The organism is Pseudolysinimonas sp. 10J20-29 (assembly GCF_055809595.1).
In genome coordinates, this window is record NZ_CM147917.1 from 1,527,483 (window position 1) to 1,543,970 (window position 16,488).

At 69.6% G+C, this 16,488-nt stretch carries 22 protein-coding genes and 2 tRNA genes; 12 read left to right on the forward strand and 12 right to left on the reverse strand.

Features of this window, described 5'->3' with window-relative positions:
- Positions 1-57: 57 nt before the first annotated feature.
- The 3 genes from AC0L6Y_RS07425 to AC0L6Y_RS07435 form a co-directional block, all read right to left on the reverse strand.
- A complete protein-coding gene (locus AC0L6Y_RS07425; RefSeq protein WP_473550248.1) occupies positions 58-342 on the reverse strand; it encodes a DUF1905 domain-containing protein in 285 nt (94 codons plus the stop codon).
- Between the two features lie 98 nt (positions 343-440).
- Positions 441-2,123, reverse strand: a complete 1,683-nt coding sequence (gene ettA, locus AC0L6Y_RS07430; RefSeq protein WP_473550250.1) for an energy-dependent translational throttle protein EttA — start codon at positions 2,121-2,123, stop codon at positions 441-443.
- 51 nt (positions 2,124-2,174) lie between these two features.
- Positions 2,175-2,645 (reverse strand): DUF6993 domain-containing protein, encoded by a 471-nt coding sequence (locus AC0L6Y_RS07435; RefSeq protein WP_473550252.1) that lies wholly within the window; start codon positions 2,643-2,645, stop codon positions 2,175-2,177.
- A gap of 83 nt (positions 2,646-2,728) precedes the next feature.
- Here AC0L6Y_RS07435 and AC0L6Y_RS07440 point away from each other — a divergent pair, with 83 nt between their 5' ends.
- Entirely contained in the window at positions 2,729-3,091 is a 363-nt protein-coding gene (locus AC0L6Y_RS07440; RefSeq protein WP_473550256.1) for a DUF4190 domain-containing protein, read from the forward strand.
- Between the two features lie 21 nt (positions 3,092-3,112).
- Here the strand turns inward: AC0L6Y_RS07440 and AC0L6Y_RS07445 are convergent, their stop codons facing one another.
- The 3 genes from AC0L6Y_RS07445 to msrA form a co-directional block, all read right to left on the reverse strand.
- Positions 3,113-3,592 (reverse strand): single-stranded DNA-binding protein, encoded by a 480-nt coding sequence (locus AC0L6Y_RS07445; RefSeq protein ID WP_473550259.1) that lies wholly within the window; start codon positions 3,590-3,592, stop codon positions 3,113-3,115.
- A 198-nt stretch (positions 3,593-3,790) separates the two neighbouring features.
- Positions 3,791-4,003 (reverse strand): methyltransferase, encoded by a 213-nt coding sequence (locus AC0L6Y_RS07450; RefSeq protein WP_473550263.1) that lies wholly within the window; start codon positions 4,001-4,003, stop codon positions 3,791-3,793.
- A gap of 131 nt (positions 4,004-4,134) precedes the next feature.
- The gene (gene msrA / locus AC0L6Y_RS07455; protein ID WP_473550266.1) at positions 4,135-4,662 is read right to left on the reverse strand and encodes a peptide-methionine (S)-S-oxide reductase MsrA; all 528 of its coding nucleotides are present in this window, start codon (positions 4,660-4,662) and stop codon (positions 4,135-4,137) included.
- A 102-nt stretch (positions 4,663-4,764) separates the two neighbouring features.
- On the opposite strand from msrA, the gene AC0L6Y_RS07460 reads away from it, so the two are divergent.
- The 4 genes from AC0L6Y_RS07460 to AC0L6Y_RS07475 all read left to right on the forward strand — a co-directional run bounded on the left by AC0L6Y_RS07460 (position 4,765) and on the right by AC0L6Y_RS07475 (position 7,759).
- Positions 4,765-5,778, forward strand: coding sequence for an aldo/keto reductase (locus AC0L6Y_RS07460; RefSeq protein WP_473550269.1), 1,014 nt, complete (start codon positions 4,765-4,767; stop codon positions 5,776-5,778).
- Positions 5,779-6,747: an EamA family transporter gene (locus AC0L6Y_RS07465; RefSeq protein WP_473550273.1), complete on the forward strand. Its 969-nt coding sequence runs from the start codon at positions 5,779-5,781 to the stop codon at positions 6,745-6,747. It abuts the gene before it with no gap.
- Between the two features lie 9 nt (positions 6,748-6,756).
- The gene (locus AC0L6Y_RS07470) at positions 6,757-7,026 is read left to right on the forward strand and encodes a hypothetical protein (RefSeq protein ID WP_473550278.1); all 270 of its coding nucleotides are present in this window, start codon (positions 6,757-6,759) and stop codon (positions 7,024-7,026) included.
- A 103-nt stretch (positions 7,027-7,129) separates the two neighbouring features.
- Positions 7,130-7,759 carry a hypothetical protein gene (locus AC0L6Y_RS07475; RefSeq protein WP_473550280.1) on the forward strand — a complete coding sequence of 210 codons (630 nt, stop codon included), beginning with the start codon at positions 7,130-7,132 and terminating at the stop codon, positions 7,757-7,759.
- 199 nt (positions 7,760-7,958) lie between these two features.
- Here the strand turns inward: AC0L6Y_RS07475 and AC0L6Y_RS07480 are convergent.
- Together AC0L6Y_RS07480 and AC0L6Y_RS07485 are read right to left on the reverse strand one after the other, a co-directional pair.
- A tRNA-Arg gene (locus AC0L6Y_RS07480) sits at positions 7,959-8,031 on the reverse strand.
- An 83-nt stretch (positions 8,032-8,114) separates the two neighbouring features.
- Complete coding sequence (locus AC0L6Y_RS07485; protein WP_473550282.1) at positions 8,115-9,761, reverse strand: choice-of-anchor Q domain-containing protein; 1,647 nt, start codon at positions 9,759-9,761, stop codon at positions 8,115-8,117.
- 116 nt (positions 9,762-9,877) lie between these two features.
- On the opposite strand from AC0L6Y_RS07485, the gene AC0L6Y_RS07490 reads away from it, so the two are divergent.
- Complete coding sequence (locus AC0L6Y_RS07490) at positions 9,878-11,326, forward strand: class I adenylate-forming enzyme family protein (RefSeq protein WP_473550286.1); 1,449 nt, start codon at positions 9,878-9,880, stop codon at positions 11,324-11,326.
- On the opposite strand, the gene AC0L6Y_RS07495 is transcribed toward AC0L6Y_RS07490, so the two are convergent.
- From AC0L6Y_RS07495 to AC0L6Y_RS07505, 3 genes are read right to left on the reverse strand one after another with little or no spacing between them, the layout of a single operon-like run.
- A complete protein-coding gene (locus AC0L6Y_RS07495) occupies positions 11,313-12,374 on the reverse strand; it encodes a serine hydrolase domain-containing protein (RefSeq protein ID WP_473550288.1) in 1,062 nt (353 codons plus the stop codon). The two genes, AC0L6Y_RS07490 and AC0L6Y_RS07495, sit on opposite strands and share 14 nt — an antisense overlap.
- Positions 12,375-12,420: 46 nt before the next feature.
- Positions 12,421-12,681 (reverse strand): thioredoxin family protein, encoded by a 261-nt coding sequence (locus tag AC0L6Y_RS07500; protein WP_473550291.1) that lies wholly within the window; start codon positions 12,679-12,681, stop codon positions 12,421-12,423.
- A gap of 36 nt (positions 12,682-12,717) precedes the next feature.
- The gene (locus tag AC0L6Y_RS07505) at positions 12,718-13,122 is read right to left on the reverse strand and encodes a BP74-related protein (RefSeq protein WP_473550293.1); all 405 of its coding nucleotides are present in this window, start codon (positions 13,120-13,122) and stop codon (positions 12,718-12,720) included.
- Positions 13,123-13,267: 145 nt separating this feature from the next.
- Here AC0L6Y_RS07505 and AC0L6Y_RS07510 point away from each other — a divergent pair, with 145 nt between their 5' ends.
- The 6 genes from AC0L6Y_RS07510 to AC0L6Y_RS07535 all read left to right on the forward strand — a co-directional run bounded on the left by AC0L6Y_RS07510 (position 13,268) and on the right by AC0L6Y_RS07535 (position 15,928).
- Positions 13,268-14,047, forward strand: coding sequence for an SGNH/GDSL hydrolase family protein (locus tag AC0L6Y_RS07510; protein WP_473550295.1), 780 nt, complete (start codon positions 13,268-13,270; stop codon positions 14,045-14,047).
- Positions 14,048-14,135: 88 nt separating this feature from the next.
- The gene (gene orn / locus AC0L6Y_RS07515) at positions 14,136-14,717 is read left to right on the forward strand and encodes an oligoribonuclease (protein ID WP_473558363.1); all 582 of its coding nucleotides are present in this window, start codon (positions 14,136-14,138) and stop codon (positions 14,715-14,717) included.
- 28 nt (positions 14,718-14,745) lie between these two features.
- A tRNA-His gene (locus AC0L6Y_RS07520) sits at positions 14,746-14,818 on the forward strand.
- 89 nt (positions 14,819-14,907) lie between these two features.
- Complete coding sequence (clpS, locus tag AC0L6Y_RS07525) at positions 14,908-15,099, forward strand: ATP-dependent Clp protease adapter ClpS (protein ID WP_473558367.1); 192 nt, start codon at positions 14,908-14,910, stop codon at positions 15,097-15,099.
- Positions 15,096-15,578: a DUF2017 family protein gene (locus AC0L6Y_RS07530; RefSeq protein WP_473550298.1), complete on the forward strand. Its 483-nt coding sequence runs from the start codon at positions 15,096-15,098 to the stop codon at positions 15,576-15,578. Before clpS ends, AC0L6Y_RS07530 begins: the two co-directional genes overlap by 4 nt.
- Positions 15,575-15,928: a metallopeptidase family protein gene (locus AC0L6Y_RS07535; RefSeq protein ID WP_473550301.1), complete on the forward strand. Its 354-nt coding sequence runs from the start codon at positions 15,575-15,577 to the stop codon at positions 15,926-15,928. Before AC0L6Y_RS07530 ends, AC0L6Y_RS07535 begins: the two co-directional genes overlap by 4 nt.
- On the opposite strand, the gene AC0L6Y_RS07540 is transcribed toward AC0L6Y_RS07535, so the two are convergent.
- Complete coding sequence (locus tag AC0L6Y_RS07540; protein ID WP_473550304.1) at positions 15,925-16,443, reverse strand: nucleoside/nucleotide kinase family protein; 519 nt, start codon at positions 16,441-16,443, stop codon at positions 15,925-15,927. The two genes, AC0L6Y_RS07535 and AC0L6Y_RS07540, sit on opposite strands and share 4 nt — an antisense overlap.
- Between the last annotated feature and the right edge of the window lie 45 nt (positions 16,444-16,488).

Sequence of the window (16,488 nt, forward strand, 5' to 3'; positions counted from 1 at the left end):
AAGGCCGCTCCGGGGAAACCCGGGGCGGCCTTTTTCGTGCGCCGAGACGGCGCTCACTCACCGGAGCTGCGTCAACCGGACGGCGACGGAGTCGCCGATGTCCTTGCCGATTCGGGCGCGAATGGGCTTGGACAGCGACAGCATGTGTCCGCCGGCGCCATCCGGCATGAGCGTCGCGCTGAGCTCGAAGCCGTCGACCGTGGCAACGACCTTGACCGGCTTTCCGGTGCCGAAGATCTCCCGGGAGTCGGGCACGCTGACACAGGACCAGAGTTCTTGCTTCACCTCGACCCCGATCGTCGCGGTGAACTCGATGTCGAGGGGGCCTGGCGTCGCTGTCATGCCGCCACGATACCCAGGGCGCGCGGGCGCGTCGAGGCGCGCCGAATGGACCCGCACAGCGGCCCTGGACCGCTGCACGAGTCTCGGCGTACGGGCGTCTAGTCGCGCGTGAGCTTGCGGTAGGTCGAGCGGTGCGGGTTCGCCGCATCCGGGCCGAGGCGCTTGATCTTGTCCTCTTCGTAGGCGGCGAAGTTGCCCTCGAACCAGTGCCAGTTCGACGGGTTCTCCTCGGTGCCCTCGTAGGCGAGGATGTGCGTCGCGACCCGGTCGAGGAACCACCGGTCGTGGGTGATGACCACGGCGCAGCCGGGGAACTCGAGCAGCGCGTTCTCGAGGCTCTGCAGGGTCTCGACGTCGAGGTCGTTGGTGGGCTCGTCGAGCAGCAGCAGGTTGCCGCCCTCCTTGAGCGTCAGCGCCAGGTTGAGGCGGTTGCGCTCACCACCGGAGAGCACGCCGGCCTTCTTCTGCTGGTCCGGCCCCTTGAAGCCGAACTTGCTGACGTAGGCGCGCGACGGGATCTCGGTCTTGCCGACCGTGATGATGTCGAGGCCGTCGGAGACGACCTCCCAGAGGTTCTTGTTCGGGTCGATGTTCGCGCGCGACTGGTCGACGTAGCTGATCTTGACCGTCTCGCCGATCTTCAGCTCGCCGCCGTCGACCGGCTCGAGGCCGACGATCGTCTTGAACAGGGTGGTCTTGCCGACGCCGTTCGGGCCGATGACGCCGATGATGCCGTTCGGCGGCAGGCTGAAGCTCAGGCCGTCGATCAGCACGCGGTCGTCGAAGCCCTTCTTGAGGTTCTTCGCCTCGATCACAACGGCGCCGAGACGCGGACCCGCGGGGATCTGGATCTCCTCGAAGTCGAGCTTGCGCGTGCGCTCGGCCTCGGTCGCCATCTCCTCGTAGCGCGCGAGACGCGCCTTCGACTTGGCCTGGCGGCCCTTCGCGTTCGAGCGGACCCAGTCGAGCTCCTCGGCGAGGCGCTTGGCGAGCTTGGCGTCCTTCTTGCCCTGCACCTCGAGGCGCTGGGCCTTCTTCTCCAGGTAGGTGGAGTAGTTGCCCTCGTACGGGTAGAGGCGACCGCGGTCGACCTCCGCGATCCACTGGGCGACGTTGTCGAGGAAGTACCGATCGTGGGTGATCGCGATGACAGCGCCGGTGTACTTCTGCAGGTGCTGCTCGAGCCAGAGCACGCTCTCGGCGTCGAGGTGGTTGGTGGGCTCGTCGAGCAGCAGCAGGTCGGGCTTCTGCAGCAGCAGCTTGCAGAGCGCCACGCGGCGCTTCTCACCACCGGAGAGGTTCGAGACCGGCCAGTCGCCGGGCGGGGTGCGCAGCGCATCCATCGCCTGCTCGAGCTGCGAGTCGAGGTCCCAGGCGTCGGCGGCGTCGATGGCCTCCTGCAGGGTTCCCATCTCGGCCAGCAGCGCGTCGAAGTCGGCATCGGGCTCGGCCATCGCGGCCGAGATCTCGTTGAACCGGTCGACCTTGGCCTTGATCTCGCCGACGCCCTCCTGGACGTTCTCGAGGACGGTCTTCGACTCGTCGAGCTCCGGCTCCTGCATCAGGATGCCGACGCTGTAGCCGGGGCTCAAGGTCGCCTCGCCGTTGGAGGGCTGGTCGAGCCCCGCCATGATCTTGAGGATGGTCGACTTGCCTGCGCCGTTCGGGCCGACCATGCCGATCTTGGCGCCGGGGAAGAACGACATGGTGACGTCGTCGAGGATGAGCTTCTCGCCCACCGTCTTCCGGGCGCGGATCATCGTGTAAATAAATTCGGCCATGCCCCGAGTCTACGGAAGCCGAGGCCCTGCTCCTGACGCCCGAGCGCGAGGTCAGCCGACGGCTTCGGTCTCCCCGACCAGGCAGGTGCCCGTCGCCAGCACCGAGAACGCCGCGACGTGCAGCCCCATGTCGTCGCCGTACTGGCCGACGAGACAGGTGTCGTTGATCAGCACCGAGAACTGGACGCTGTCGGCGTCGAGGTTGACGGTGGTGCGGTCGGCGGTGACCTCCATCGCCGAGCGCTCGAAACCGGCCTCGACGAGCGCGTCGAGGAACGCCCCGCCCGAATCGGCGCCGTCGTCGACCGCGGCCGTCAGCACGAACTCGAAGTAATCGAGGTTCTGCAGCGCCGACCCGTCGGGTCGCAGCGTCGGATCGGGGTTCGGGATCGCCGTCGGCGGCGCGCTCGCCGTCACCGTGGGGATCGGCGCGGGCTCGTCGGCAGCGCACGCGGCGACGGTGAACGCGAGGCCCACGGCCACCGCCACCGCCGCGACACGAGTACTAACAGCCGAAGTCATGCTCACAGCCTAGAGCGACGCTCGCCTCCGGCGCACCGCTGCGGGGCTTGGCCTCCGTGGCGAATTTCCCTACGCTCTCGGTCATGACGACTCCGACGCCCCCGACGCCGCCCGCCTACACTCCCCTTCCCGCCAAGCCCTCGAACGGCATGGCCATCGCCGCGCTCGCGCTCGGGATCGCGGCGATCGTGATCGGAATCTGGGCGCTCATCCCGATCGTCGGACTCGTCGCGGCGTTCCTGGCCTTCCTGCCCGCCGTCCTGGCCGCGATCTTCGGGCACATCGGCGTCGCCAAGTCGAAGTCGATGGACGGCACCGGCAAGGGCATGGCCGTCACCGGGTTCATCCTCGGCTACGCCACGATCGCCCTGATCGTTCTGACGACCGTGTGGTGGATCGTCGCGATCGCGATCACGGGCACCGGCTCCGGCACCTACTACTCCTGAGTCCGCTCCCCGTCGCGACGCCTAGAACGGTGTCGCGACGGGCTCGCGCGTCGCTTCCGCCTCCGCACCCTCCGCCGCGCCGTCCCCGTCGCCCGATTCCGGCTCGGGGCGCGGATCGGCCGTAGCTTCGGCGGTGACGCTGCTCGCCACCGATCGGGTGAAGCTGGCGGTGCCCCACGCGAGGTCGTGGCCGATCGCGTCGACGTCGATGTCGACGGTGGTGCCGACCTTCTCTCCGCTCTCCCAGTCGCGCACCCGCAGCCGGCCCGTCACCACGACCCGCTGCCCCTTCTGCACGGAGGCGTTCACATTGAGCGCGATCTGGCGGAACGAGGTGATCGTGAACCAGTTGGTGTCGCCGTCCACCCAGCGCTGCTGGCTGCGGTCGTAGCGACGCTGCGTGCTCGCCAGACGGAACGAGGTGATGGGCAGCCCTTCGCCGGTGACGAGGTGGCGCGGGATGGTGGCCACGAGGCCGGTGACGGTGATCTGGTCGGACATGTTCGGCTCCTTCGACGCGGTTCGCCTCGCGAGTGCGAGAGCGACCGGATGCCGGGGTGCCGTTCGTGCCGGAGGGAACCCCGGCATCCGTGCGCCCATGCTGGCTCTGCCGCGCATGACACAGGCCCCGGCCGCCTCACGATGTGGAGGGACCGGGGCCTGTGCTCCCGGGGAACGAAACGCCCGCGGGATGGGTGCTCAGTGCTCGTGGAACTCCGGCCAGTCGGAACCCGGAGTCATGCTGGCGTGCAGCGCGCTCTTGGCGACCTGAAGCGTCGGGTAGGTGCCCCGCGGCTCCTCATCTTCCAAGATCCGGACCGTGTAGCCGTCCTCGGTGTGCTCGATCGAACCGACCGCTCCCGCGGGCCCGAAGGCGACCCAGCGCTGACCGGTCATCATCTTGTCATTCATCGTTGAAGAGCTCCTTTCCGGTGCACTTCGCACGCTACGCCGAACCGTCGCGCCGCGCCAGAGGCGCCCCTCGACTGCCCGTCGATACGAAGGTGCCGCTCAGGCAGATCTCGGCGAATACTGCGCCGCGACTAGGACGCCCGCACGAACTCCGCGTAGGAGCGGCGCACCTTGTTGACCTTCGGCAGGGCGACCGCGAGGCAGTAGCCCTGGGTCGGGTTCTTGGCGAAGAAGTCCTGGTGGTACTCCTCCGCGTCGAACCAGATGCCGAGCGGCTCGAGCTGGGTCACGATGCCGCCGTCCCAGTACTCGGCGGCCCGCGTGAGCGCCGCCTCGAACTCGGCCTTCTGCGCCTCGTCGGCGTAGAACATCGCCGAGCGGTACTGCGTGCCGACGTCGTTGCCCTGCCGGTTCAGCTGCCGCGGGTCGTGCAGCGTGAAGAACACGTCGAGAATGACCTCCGCCGGAATCACAGCCTCGTCGAACACCACCTTGACGGCCTCGGCGTGGCCGGTCTGGCCCGTGCAGACGGCCTCGTAGCTGGGATTCGCCAGGTCGCCGCCGGTGTAGCCGGAGACGACGTCGTGCACGCCCTTGAGCGTGCGGTAGACCGCGTCGAGGCACCAGAAGCAACCACCGGCAAGAACGAATGTGCGCATGAAGTGACCTTACTTTCCGAACATGGTGGAACATCCAGAAACAACAACGACGAAGCGCGATTCGTTCCGCCCCGCTGGTTCTACGCTGAGACCATGCTCAGGATGCCTCCCCCCTATGTCGCCGACGACACCCGCTACGACTCGATGAGCTACGCCCGCTCCGGGCGCAGCGGCTCGCTGCTGCCCCGCATCTCGCTCGGGCTCTGGAACAACTTCGGCGACGATCGCCCGATCGAGACGCAGCGCGCGATCCTGCGCCGCGCCTTCGACCTCGGGGTCACGCACTTCGACCTCGCCAACAACTACGGCCCGCCCGCCGGCAGCGCCGAGGCCAACTTCGGGCGCATCTTCGCCGAGGACTTCGCGCCGTACCGCGACGAGCTCATCATCTCGAGCAAGGCCGGGTACTACATGCACCCCGGGCCCTACGGCGAGTGGGGGTCGCGCAAGTACCTGCTGAGCTCGCTCGACGCCTCGCTCGCCCGCATGGGCCTCGACTACGTCGACATCTTCTACCACCACCGTCCCGACCCGGAGACGCCGATCGAGGAGACGATGGGGGCACTCGCGCACGCCGTGCGCAGCGGCAAGGCGCTCTACGCGGGCATCTCCAACTACGCCCCGGACCAGACGCGCGCGGCCGCCGCCGCGCTCGCCGCCGAGGGCATCCCGCTGCTCATCCACCAGCCGCGCTACAACATGTTCGACCGCGCCCCCGTCGAGGACGGCCTGCTTCCGGTGCTCGACGAGGTCGGCGCCGGAAGCATCGTGTTCTCGCCGCTCGCCCAGGGCCTGCTCACCGACCGCTACCTGAACGGGGTGCCGGCCGACTCGCGCGCCGCCGAGGGACGCTGGCTGACGGAGAAGAACCTCACGCCGGAGTACCTGGAGCGGGTGCGCGGTCTGCACGGCATCGCCGAGGCGCGCGGGCAGTCGCTCGCGCAGCTGGCGCTGGCCTGGGTGCTGCGCCATCCGCAGGTGACGAGCGCGCTGATCGGCGCGTCCAGCGTCGCGCAGCTCGAGTCGAGCCTCGGCGCCCTCGACAACCTCGAGCTGAGCGCCGACGAGCTCGCCGCGATCGAGCCGCTCGCCGTGCAGGGCACGGGCCGGGTCTAGATGGGCTATGTCTACGCGCTGCTCGCGGCCGTCCTGTTCGGCGCCAACGGCAGCCTGACGAAGCTGATCCTGGAAACGGATCTCAGCGCGCCCCAGCTCACCCTGCTGCGCACCCTCGGCATCGCCCTCAGCGCGGGCATCGCCCTGCTGATCGTGAACCCCCGCGGGTTCCGCGTCGGCTGGCGCGGCCTCGCGATCATGGCCGTGCTCGGCGTGTTCGGCCTCGCCCTGCTGCAGGCGAGCTACGCCGCGGCACTCGCGCTGCTGCCGGTCGGCATCACGCTGCTGCTGGAGTACCTCGCGGTGCTGTTCGTCGCCCTGGTCGCCTTCTTCGTCTTCCGCGAGAAGGTCAGGCGACGGCTGTGGATCGCGATCGGCCTCGTGCTCGCGGGGCTCGCCCTCGTCGCCCAGGTCTGGGCGAGCACCCTCAACCCGCTCGGGGTGCTCTTCGGCCTCGGCGCGGCGGCATCCCTCACCATCTACTTCGTGATCGGAGAGCGGCAGGTCACGCGAACCTCGCCGCTCGCGGTCGCCTTCTGGACGGGCACCTTCGCGACGCTCTTCTGGGCGATCTTCAGCGGCTGGTGGGAGCTCGAACCGTCGATCTTCGTGCAGCCGACCGAGCTCGGGGGCTCCCACGGCAGCTTCGAGCTGCCGTTGTGGATCCCGCTGATCGTCACCGCGATCGGCGGCTCGTTCGTGACATTCCTGCTCTCGTTCACGGCGCTCAAGTACCTCCCCGCGACCGCCGCTGGCGTGGTCGCCTCCAGCGAGGTGCTGTTCGCGTTCCTCTTCGCCTGGATCTGGCTCGGCGAGACGCTCGACGCCGTCCAGCTGCTCGGCGCCGCGATCGTGCTGATCGCCATCGTCCTCGCGCAGACAGCGCGCGCGGCCAAGACCGTGGTGGCGGCGGATCTCGCGCTCCCCCCGTCGACGGCCAGCATCCCCATCGTCGGTGGTTCGACCTAGCCTGAGCCCATGAACCTGCTGCGGGAACGGATGCCGTCGCTCGGCGAACTCGCGCCCCGGCACCTCCGCCACGGGATCCGCGTGGTGGCGCTCGCGAGCGGGCTCCACCGCGTCGTGCTCGGCTCGGGCGAGGTCCTCGGCTACCTCGACCCCCGGGAGCCGTCGGAGCCGGGCGCGCGCTGGGTCAGCAAGCGCCTCGCGCGCGGGGCGTCGCAGCTGACCGAGCTCGGCGAGTTCGACGACGTCGACGAGGCGATCGACGCCCTGCGCTACGGCTGACGCCGCCCGCGCGCTGTGAGCCGTGGCTGGGCGCCCCCCGAGAGTTCGACGCGCTCACGCGAATCAACCGGGATGCGGCGCGTTGCGGGGATAGTGTGCGGCCATGCAGTGGTGGAACAGCTTCGTGGAATGGTTCTGGTCGGCCGACGGCCAGCAGCTCGTGATGGGAACGGTCCTGCCGTTCTTCGCCGTCCTGGTCGCGGGGTTCATGGGAGCGGCCATCGGCCGCTCGGCGACCCGACGACTCGTGGTCCAGCGCGACCGCGAGACACGTGCCGCGGCCGTCGCCGCCCTGGTCACCTCGGCGACGCATGCCGCCACCTGGCACAGTCAGTCCGCCGCCGCCAAGGATCACTCCCAGCAGCTTGCCGCCGCCGCGGACATCCAGGTGCGACTCCTCCCGATCTCCGGCGCCGCGATGGCGGCCGACTGGGCCGCGCACGAGCTCGCCGACATGCGCGTCAACTCGGTGAGCTTCAGCTTCCAGGCCGAGCAGAGCCTGCGCGAGTACCGCGAGCGTCTCGTCGAATGGGTCGCGCACCCGCGCCGCGCCAAGAAGCTGTTCGGGCTCGACCTCGAGCGCTGGAAGTACGAGACGGAGGCGGTCGACCCGGTCGTCGCCGATCAGCAGCGCTGGGCCGCCGAGCAGACGGCCGCCGCCTCGCGCGACGAGCACGGCGACATCGTGCTCGAAGGCGAGATCGAGCCGGAGCCGCACGGCGCCGGTCGCTAGCCCATTCGGGTCCGCAACTGGGCGGACATTCGGGATGTGCCCTCGGCAGGAATCGAACCCGCACCGCATCGCGGTGCGCGGCGTGACACGGTCCGCAACTGGGCCGACGTTCGGGATGTGCCCTCGGCAGGAATCGAACCCGCACCGCATCGCGGTGCGCGGCGTGACACGGTCCGCAACTGGGCCGACGTTCGGGATGTGCCCTCGGCAGGAATCGAACCTGCGACCAAGAGATTAGAAGGCTCCTGCTCTATCCGCTGAGCTACGAGGGCGCCTCGCCAGGGTATCGCAGGGCTCCCCGCTCGGCCCGCACGCCCCGACGCGCGCGCGTCCGAGCAGCGCCGGATTCCGGCGACTAGGAGACGCGCCGGCTGCGGCGTGCCACGAGCACCGCGAGCGAGCCGAGCGCGACCAGCACCGCGGCGAACCAGGTGGTCTGCGCTGCGCTCTCGGGACCCGTCGACGCCAGCTCCGCGACGCCGTACTCGAACGAGCCCGCATCGGCGAGAGCCGTCCGCTCGACTCCGCGCTGGTCGTAGGTCTCCTTCTCATCGGCCGCCGCGAAGTAGTCGTCGACCGCGTCGAAGCTATCGCTGGACGCCGCGAAGTCCTCCAAGAACACCTCGTCGGCGCTGAAGATCCAGTCGACGTCGATGTCGGGGACCGCGTCGATCGCGGGGCTTCCCGCGATCAGCGCCACCGTCTCTGTCGCGCCGCCGTTGTCGGCCAACGCGGGATTCGGGCCGAAGATGTCCTCCACCGAACGAGAGAACAGCGAGCTCTCGTGCACCGGCTCGAGGTGCGACTCGACGGCGCGAGACGTGCTGAAGACGTTGCCTCCGAGGTCCGTGAACACGGCGGACTCGCTGCCGGGGGCGTCGAGACGGAGCTGCTCGTTGCCGCTGGTCCCGGCGAAGATGTTGCCGCCGAGCTGCAGGTCGTCGAACTCGCCGGAGCCGAAGCCCTCCTCGAAGATCATCACGGCGTCGGCCTGGTCGGCCTCGTTGCCGAGGAATGTGGTGAACGTGATCGAGCCGCCCGCCGTTGCGAGCGCACCGCCGACCTCGCCCCCATCGTTGTCGACGAAGGTCGAGTTCTGGATCACGGCGAAGTCGGCCGCGACGAGCGCCCCACCGATCTCGACGGCGGTGTTGTCGACGAAGGTCGAGTCCACCACGGCGGCGTAGTAGAGGGAGGCGTTCGCCCCTCCCTGCACCGCGGCGTTCTCGGCGAACGTCGACGCGACGGTGAGGGTGGCGAAGCCGTAGAGCGCGCCGCCGTACTCCGCCTCGTTGTCGATGAACGTCGAGGTCTCGGCCAGCACCACGTAACCGGCGACCGCGCCGCCGAACTCGCCCCCCTGATTGCCGTCGAAGGTCGATTCGAAGATGTAGACCGTGCTCTCCCCATCGGCGAAGACCGCGCCGCCGGGAGCGTCGCTCGACCCCGTCGAGTTGTTCGTGAAGGTCGAGTCGAAGATCTCAACCTCCAGGCTGCCGTCGCCATCCGCGAAGATCGCGCCGCCGCCCTCGGTCGCCAGGTTGCCGGTGAACGACGAGGAGCCGACGGCCAGGTCGCCGTCGACGGTGATGGCACCGCCCGAGGTGCCGACCCCATTGATGAAGGACACGCTTCCCACCGAGAGGCGTGCGCCCGACGTGCCTTCCAGGATGTTCGTGGCCCCGTCGCCGTCCAGAACCGCAGAGTCGAGGCCGAAGATGACCAGGTCGTGGTCGAAGGTCAGCGGTGCCGTCAGGGTGAACGTTCCCGACAGGCAGACCGTCGCGGTGTCCGCGTCCAGCAGCGCCTGGATCTCGGCCGCCCCCTCCCCGGGAGCCGTCACCGTGTTCGCGACGTCGCAGTCATCCGCGGTCGCCGCCCAGGCCGGGCTGGCGCCGATGCCGACCAGCAGCCCGCTGGAGGCGACCGCAGCAGCCGTCCGTGATATGCGGCGTCGCGCCAGAGGTCCGAAAGCGGTCGTCGGGGGCACAGCCTCGGCCACGGGGGCTCCTCACAGAGCGTCGGGGTGAACCCGTGAATCGGGGGGACAAGTCACGGGCAAGTCGGTTCACCCTACAGTGGGGGCGGACACCAGCGACACCCGAGGACCGGAGCGTCATGTTTTCTTCCGTGCATCAGCTGCGAGCCCACGCCGAAGCCGACAGCGAAGGCCTGGCGCTCGTGGCGATCGACCGGCAGTGGACCTTCGCCGAACTGGACGTCGCCGTTGCCGCCGCCGCGACCCGGCTTCGCGAGGCGGGGATCCGCCCGCGCCAGCTCGTCGCCATCGACGTCGAGCCCGCACTCGACTGGATCGTCACCCTCGCTCTCTTCCGCCTCGCCGCGCGTTCGCTGTCGCTGAGCGGACTCGTGGAGCCGATCACCCTGGGCGCCGATGTGCTGATCACCGACCCCGCTCGGATGCTGGCCACCGCCCCGCTCACCGTGGCGATCGACCGGCTCTGGCTGGACGATGCCGTGTCCGTGTACCGAGACCGGGGAGAGCCCGGACCGCCCGCGGTGCACTTCCCGCGCCCCGACTCGACCTGCCGACTGATCCTGACCAGCGGCACCACCGGTGAGCCGCGCGCCGCGATGCTCTCGGTCGCGGCCGTCGAGCACCGGCTCAGCAACCTCGACAGCTACTGGACCGATGGCCGGGTCGAGCTGAACCTCATGACGCTCTCGACGACGGGCGGCTTCCACACGGCCCTCGCGGCGCTGCGCCACGGCGTCCCCTACCTGGCGATGAACCAGATCGACCCGCGCACGCTGCGCGCCGCCGCCGCGATGAGCATCGCCGTGCTCGCCGGGTCGCCCGTCCAGGTCGGCCACGCGCTCGGGCTGCTGCGCGAACACGCGATCACGCTGCCCACGCTGCGGGAGATCCGCACGGCGGGCGCCGCCCCGACGCCCGGATTCGTGGCGGCCGCCACCCAGGAGCACGGGGTGCCCATCAAGAGCGTCTACGGGTCGACCGAGGGCGGTGGGATCTCGATGACGCTCCTGGCCGAGGGAGACGATCCGTCCGACACCGGGGCGCTGCTGCCGGGCATCGATCTCGAGATCGTCGACGCGGATGGCGTCGGCGTTGCCGCGGGCACCTCGGGCGAGGTCCGCTATCGCGGCCCGGGTCTCGCGTCGGGGTATCTGAACGAGGGATCCGACAGCTCCTTCCGGGCGGGGTGGTTCCACCCCGGCGACCGCGGGATGCTGAACGCATCCGGCCACCTCGTTCTCGACGGCCGCGACTCCGAGCTCATCAATCTGGGCGGGGTGAAGATCGACCCGGCGAGCGTGGACGCCGTGATCGAGGGCTTCCCGGGCGTGACCGACGCGGCAGCCTTCGTCATCGAACGACGGGCCGGCGTTCCGGAGCTGGGACTCGCGGTCGTCGCCGAGGCGAACGGCGACCTGCGCGCACTCGACCGCATGCTGCGCCAGCGAATGCCGGGCAAGCATCCGACCGTCTTCGGGCGGGTCGCCACGATCCCCCGCAATCGCATGGGCAAGGTGGAGCGCCGACGGCTCACTGACGAGTTCCGGCGGCGACTCAGCCTCGACTGACCGACCGGGCCGCGCGCAGCGCCCCGATCAGCACCCGAATCGAACGCCGCGGGTCGGCGAGCTGGTTGGTCGTGCCGACGGCGGCCAGCCCGCTGACCGGGTCGCCGAACATGAAGTGCCCGGTCATTCCCGCGTGGCCGATGAGCTGCCCGGGTCGCGGAAGACCGGTCAGCAGTCGCGGCAGCGTCAGCGCCATCACGCCGAGGCCGTAGCTCGCGCCGGGGAAGATCGGGAGCCGGTCGGAGAGCGCACGCTGCAGCATGCCGTCGCCGAGGGCCTCGCCGTCGAGCGTCGCGCGCAGGAACCGCATCGTGTCGGCCGTGCTCGACACCAGGGCGCCTTCGGCTCCGAGCGAGGCGAGCCGACGCGCGCCGCGATACGACTGCCGACCATGCAGAATCGGCGATGCGTCATCGAACAGCTCCAGCGAGGCCGGCGTCAGCAGCGCGGTGTCGCGAAGCCCCATCGGCTCGATGATCTCGCGCGCCAGCGCCGCGGCGAGCGTGACCCCGGTCACCAGCTCGATCACGCGCGTCACCAGCTGGTAGTTCGTGAAGCTGTACTCGGCTCGCCCGCTGTGCGGAGCGAACTTCGCCTCCATGCCGCGGGCGATCTCGAGGGCGTCGGAGTAGCTCCACCCGGGATCCGCCGCGGTCACGGCGGCGATGTCGCTGTTCGGATCCAGCGCCTTCGCGGCGTAGTAGTTCGGGATGCCCGAGGTGTGGGCGAGCACGTCGCGCAGCGTCAGCTCGTCGGCTCGGTCGGTGCCTCCGACGCGGTTGAGACCCGCGAGCTCGTCGCGGGGAACGATGCTCACGAGCGGCTGGGCGAGGTCGAGCTCGCCCGACGCGACCCGCCGCAGGATGAGCGCGGCCGCGAACGGCTTCGTGCTGCTGGCGATGCAGTGCGTGGCCCGCGCCCCGGGAGCGCTCCACGCGACGTCAATGTCGCCGGAACGGTCGGTCACCCGCACCGCCAGCTCGCTGACATCGGCACGCGCGTTGACCCGACCGCACATCGCCGTCAGTCGATTCTCGAAGCTCGTCATCCCGACAGCGTGCCCTATCGCCCCGGCATCCGTTGACCGGGATCGCTCAGACCGCGAGCGTGAGCGCGCGCAGCACCGCGTCGAGCGGCGGCGCTCCCGCGGCGCGGAACACCTCGGTTCCGTCATCGCGGCGCACGATCACGGTCGGCGTCGCGACGATCCCCTCCCGCTCGGCGTCGTCCGCGAACGCGACGACATCGCGCTCCACGACGGAGGCGCGCGGCACCAGCCGTGCCGCCTCGGCGAGCGTGGCGCGCGCCGCATGACACGAGCCGCAGAAGGCGGAGGTGTAGAGGTCGACGATCACAGCACTCTCAACGCGCGCGGCCCGCTGCGCATTTCCTCATCGCTCGACCGCGATCACCTGGGCCGACCACGGGCAGAATTGGTCGCTCGTGATCGTCCTGTCCTCGACGTAGCTCGGCAGTCCGTCGCAGACCTCGATCGTGATCTCCGCGAACTCCAACGTCGCCGGGTCGATGTGCCACGACCACGGTTCGTTGACCCCCGCGTCGTCTCGGACGACGGTGCCGAGGGGAATGGCCGCGATCTGCTCGCCCGCGAGAAGCCGCTCGGCGTGATCGACGAGTTCCGGCGTTGCGAGTTCGATTCGGTAGGTCTCCCCGCCGGCGACCTGAAAGGTGGCCACCGGGTTCGAGGCGTCGCCCGGCGCACATCCCGCAAGAGCGAGGGCAAGAGCGATCGCGCCCGCCGCGCCATACCGTCCGAGCCGGGATCCCGTCGTCATTCCGTCATGCTATCGACCGAACACGCCCACGTGACGGTGACGCGTTCTCGAACAATCGGCCTGCTTCGTGAACTCTCGTTGACGTTCCGAGAAACCCTGACTCGACGCTCTGGCGACCAGGCCTGCCCCTCGCGACACTGTGATCGTGGCAGCCCGGACCTGGACCCGCTTCATCGCCCTCGGTGACTCCGTGACCGAGGGCTGGTGCGACCCGGTGGTGGGCGACGGAGCACCGTGGTTCGGCTGGGCCGACCGCTTGGCGCTCTCGCTCGACGCCGACAGCCGGGCCGCAGGCGGGCCCCGCCTCGAGTTCGCGAATCTGGCCGTGCGCGGGCGACGCGTGCGTCACGTCGTCGAGGAGCAGGCCCCGGCGGCGCGCGCGATGGGCGCCGATCTGGTCTCGATCCAGGTCGGCGGCAACGACCTCATGTCGTTCCGCATCGACCCGGATGAGCTCGCCGCAAGCCTCGAGCCGTGCATCGCCGAGCTGCGGCGCGACGGCGCCACGGTGCTGCTCGCCACCGTGTTCGACCCGGGCCGCGCGCGCATGCTGCGCGTGCTGCGCCAGCGCACCGCGCTGTTCAACGCCCACCTCGGCTCGATCGCCGCACGCCATGGCTGCGTGCTCCTCGACCTGTGGGGGCTCGAGGCGCTCCGAGAGCGCTCCGCCTGGTCGGAGGACCGCATCCACCCCTCCACGCTGGGGCATCTGGCGATCGCGCGCACCGCGGCGACGCAGCTCGGCGTCGACGCGATGCCGAGCCACCCGGATGCGCGAAGCAGCGCGGGCGTGCCGATCTCGACACTCGACTGGGTTCGCCGGCACGGCCTGCCGTGGCTCGGCCGACGCCTCCGCCGCGTGTCCAGCGGCGACGGAATGGGGCCGAAGCTGCCCGAGCCGCGGCCGGTCGACGCTCGCCCATAGCCCTTCGGCTCGGGAGCCCGTCGGTCGGGCCGACTAGACTCGGCGCGTGGCTGCTGGATCGGATCTTCTCGTCTGGATCGATTGCGAAATGACGGGACTCGATGTCGACGTCGACGAACTCGTCGAGGTCGCCGTCGTCATCACCGACTACGACCTGAATCTGGTCGATCCGGGATTCACGATCGTGATCAAGCCCGACCAGTCGGCGCTCGACAACATGAACGAGTTCGTCACGAACATGCACCGCGAGAGCGGGCTGATCGAGGAGATCCCGCACGGCGTCACGCTCGCCGATGCCGAGTACCAGGTGCTCGAGTACATCCTGAAGTACGTTCCCGATCACCAGAGCGCTCCCCTCGCCGGGAACACGATCGGCACCGACCGCATGTTCCTGGCGAAGTACATGCCACGCGTCGACACGCACCTGCACTACCGCAACGTCGACGTGTCGTCGATCAAGGAGCTGTCACGCCACTGGTACCCGCGGGTGTACTTCCAGTCCCCCGCCAAGAACGGCGGACACCGGGCTCTCGCCGACATTCTGGAGTCGATTCGCGAGCTCGATTACTACCGCCGAGCGGTCTTCGTTCCCGCTCCCGGACCGACGAGCGAACAGGCTCTCACCGCCTCGACGAGGGTCGTGGACGAGTGGGCGTCTCGGATGCCCTAGAATCGTTGAGTTGCGTAAGCAGCATATGGCGGTCGTAGCTCAGTTGGTAGAGCGCTGGCTTGTGGTGCCGGATGTCGCGGGTTCGAGTCCCGTCGGTCGCCCCGATTCCGTCCTGGTCGAAGAATTCGCCCCGGACGTCACCCTGGATGTGCCCTGGTGCACCGTGGTCTGGAATGACCCGGTGAACCTGATGCCGTACGTCACCCGTGTCTTCATGACGTATTTCGGCTACTCGCGGCCCGAAGCGGAGCGCCTCATGCTGCTCGTGCATCATGAGGGTCGCGCCGTCGTCGCCACCGGACCGCGCGAGGAGATGGAGCGGCACACCGAGGCGATGCACGAGTACGGCCTCTGGGCGAGCGTGCAGAAGGCGGACGCATGAGCGTCGAGGTGCACGTGATCCGCACCGGCGAGAGCGCCGAGCTGGAGCTGCGGCTCAGCGAGCCCGAGCTCGCGCTGCTGCGCAGCCTGGTCGAGCAGTACATGAGCCTCGTGCTCGACGAGAGCGGGGAGGATCCCGCCGTTCAACGGCTATTCCCGGACGGCTATCGCGACGACCCCGAGGCGGCCGCGGAGTTCTCGCGCTACACCCGCGACGGGCTCGTGGAGCGGAAGTCCTCGGCCGCGGCATCGCTGCTGCTCGCCCTCGACGCCGGCAGTGCGGTGCGCGCCGCGGCCGACAGCGTCGAGCGGTGGCTGCCGGTGCTCACCGACCTGCGCATGGTGCTCGCCGAGCGTCTCGGCATCCACCACGACGGAGACCAGGGCGAGGGGCTGATGGCGGAGGTGTACGACTGGGTGGGCGCGCTGCAGTGGAATCTGGTCGAAGCCCTCGACGCGACGTCGGAGGGCCCGCGATGAGCCTCGAGCTGAGCGAGGAGGAGTTCGAGTCGATCGTCGTCGACGAACTCGATGCGCTCCCCGACGAGATGGTCGAGGGGCTCGAGAACCTGGTGTTCGTCACCGAGGCGCGGCCCGAGGACGGCTCGCTCGACCTGCTGGGCGTCTACGAGGGCGTCGCGCTCACCGATCGCGACCAGTACGGCTTCGGGGAGCTCCCCGACCGGATCGTGCTGTTCCGCGAGCCGCTTCTCGCGATCTGCGACGACCTGGATGAGCTGCGCCACGAGATCCACGTGACGCTCGTCCACGAGATCGCCCACTTCTACGGCATCGACGACGCCGAGCTGCACCGCCTCGGCTGGGCCTAGTCGACGAGGATGTCGGCGCCGCTGTCGTAGATCACGTCGGCCAGCTGATCGGGCCGTTCCCGTTGGAAGAAGGCGCGCTCCTGCAGGGTGCAGTACTCCCAGAGGTCGGCATCGTGGAATCCGTCCCGCTGGAACTGACGCAGCCGGCGCTCCTCGAACGGGAGGTGCACCCACACGCCGTAGCTCGCGCGCTCGCGATTCGCGGCGCTCAGGGCGCCCGCGCCCTCGATCACGAGATGGCGCTTCGGGTTGATCTTGTGCCACTCGGCGACCCGACCGGTGGCCTCGTCCCAGCGGTGATAGCCCGGCGATTCCTCGGCGAGCACCGACCCCGCGATGAGCGCGCTCGCCACCTCGAGCCCGCCGGGACCCGGACGGAACGCCGTCATCGAGAGCAGCTGCGCATTGAGCTCGTAGGCGACCTCGCCCGCGAGTGTCGACTTGCCGGCGGCGGAGGGCCCGTTGATCAGAACGACGGTGCGCCCGCGCGTGGACGCACGAATCCGTTCGACCACAAGCTGGGCCGGCCGACGTTCTCTCCCCCGCGCCATCTCCCCCAC

What these genes read in the sequence shown, in the direction of transcription:
- AC0L6Y_RS07425 (WP_473550248.1), bottom strand. Translation starts at nt 342, where the DNA reads ATGACAGCGACGCCAGGCCCCCTCGACATCGAGTTCACCGCGACGATC.
- ettA (WP_473550250.1), bottom strand. Translation starts at nt 2,123, where the DNA reads ATGGCCGAATTTATTTACACGATGATCCGCGCCCGGAAGACGGTGGGC.
- AC0L6Y_RS07435 (WP_473550252.1), bottom strand. Translation starts at nt 2,645, where the DNA reads ATGACTTCGGCTGTTAGTACTCGTGTCGCGGCGGTGGCGGTGGCCGTG.
- AC0L6Y_RS07440 (WP_473550256.1), top strand. Translation starts at nt 2,729, where the DNA reads ATGACGACTCCGACGCCCCCGACGCCGCCCGCCTACACTCCCCTTCCC.
- AC0L6Y_RS07445 (WP_473550259.1), bottom strand. Translation starts at nt 3,592, where the DNA reads ATGTCCGACCAGATCACCGTCACCGGCCTCGTGGCCACCATCCCGCGC.
- AC0L6Y_RS07450 (WP_473550263.1), bottom strand. Translation starts at nt 4,003, where the DNA reads ATGAATGACAAGATGATGACCGGTCAGCGCTGGGTCGCCTTCGGGCCC.
- msrA (WP_473550266.1), bottom strand. Translation starts at nt 4,662, where the DNA reads ATGCGCACATTCGTTCTTGCCGGTGGTTGCTTCTGGTGCCTCGACGCG.
- AC0L6Y_RS07460 (WP_473550269.1), top strand. Translation starts at nt 4,765, where the DNA reads ATGCCTCCCCCCTATGTCGCCGACGACACCCGCTACGACTCGATGAGC.
- AC0L6Y_RS07465 (WP_473550273.1), top strand. Translation starts at nt 5,779, where the DNA reads ATGGGCTATGTCTACGCGCTGCTCGCGGCCGTCCTGTTCGGCGCCAAC.
- AC0L6Y_RS07470 (WP_473550278.1), top strand. Translation starts at nt 6,757, where the DNA reads ATGAACCTGCTGCGGGAACGGATGCCGTCGCTCGGCGAACTCGCGCCC.
- AC0L6Y_RS07475 (WP_473550280.1), top strand. Translation starts at nt 7,130, where the DNA reads ATGCAGTGGTGGAACAGCTTCGTGGAATGGTTCTGGTCGGCCGACGGC.
- AC0L6Y_RS07490 (WP_473550286.1), top strand. Translation starts at nt 9,878, where the DNA reads ATGTTTTCTTCCGTGCATCAGCTGCGAGCCCACGCCGAAGCCGACAGC.
- AC0L6Y_RS07495 (WP_473550288.1), bottom strand. Translation starts at nt 12,374, where the DNA reads ATGACGAGCTTCGAGAATCGACTGACGGCGATGTGCGGTCGGGTCAAC.
- AC0L6Y_RS07505 (WP_473550293.1), bottom strand. Translation starts at nt 13,122, where the DNA reads ATGACGACGGGATCCCGGCTCGGACGGTATGGCGCGGCGGGCGCGATC.
- orn (WP_473558363.1), top strand. Translation starts at nt 14,136, where the DNA reads ATGACGGGACTCGATGTCGACGTCGACGAACTCGTCGAGGTCGCCGTC.
- clpS (WP_473558367.1), top strand. Translation starts at nt 14,908, where the DNA reads ATGCCGTACGTCACCCGTGTCTTCATGACGTATTTCGGCTACTCGCGG.
- AC0L6Y_RS07530 (WP_473550298.1), top strand. Translation starts at nt 15,096, where the DNA reads ATGAGCGTCGAGGTGCACGTGATCCGCACCGGCGAGAGCGCCGAGCTG.
- AC0L6Y_RS07535 (WP_473550301.1), top strand. Translation starts at nt 15,575, where the DNA reads ATGAGCCTCGAGCTGAGCGAGGAGGAGTTCGAGTCGATCGTCGTCGAC.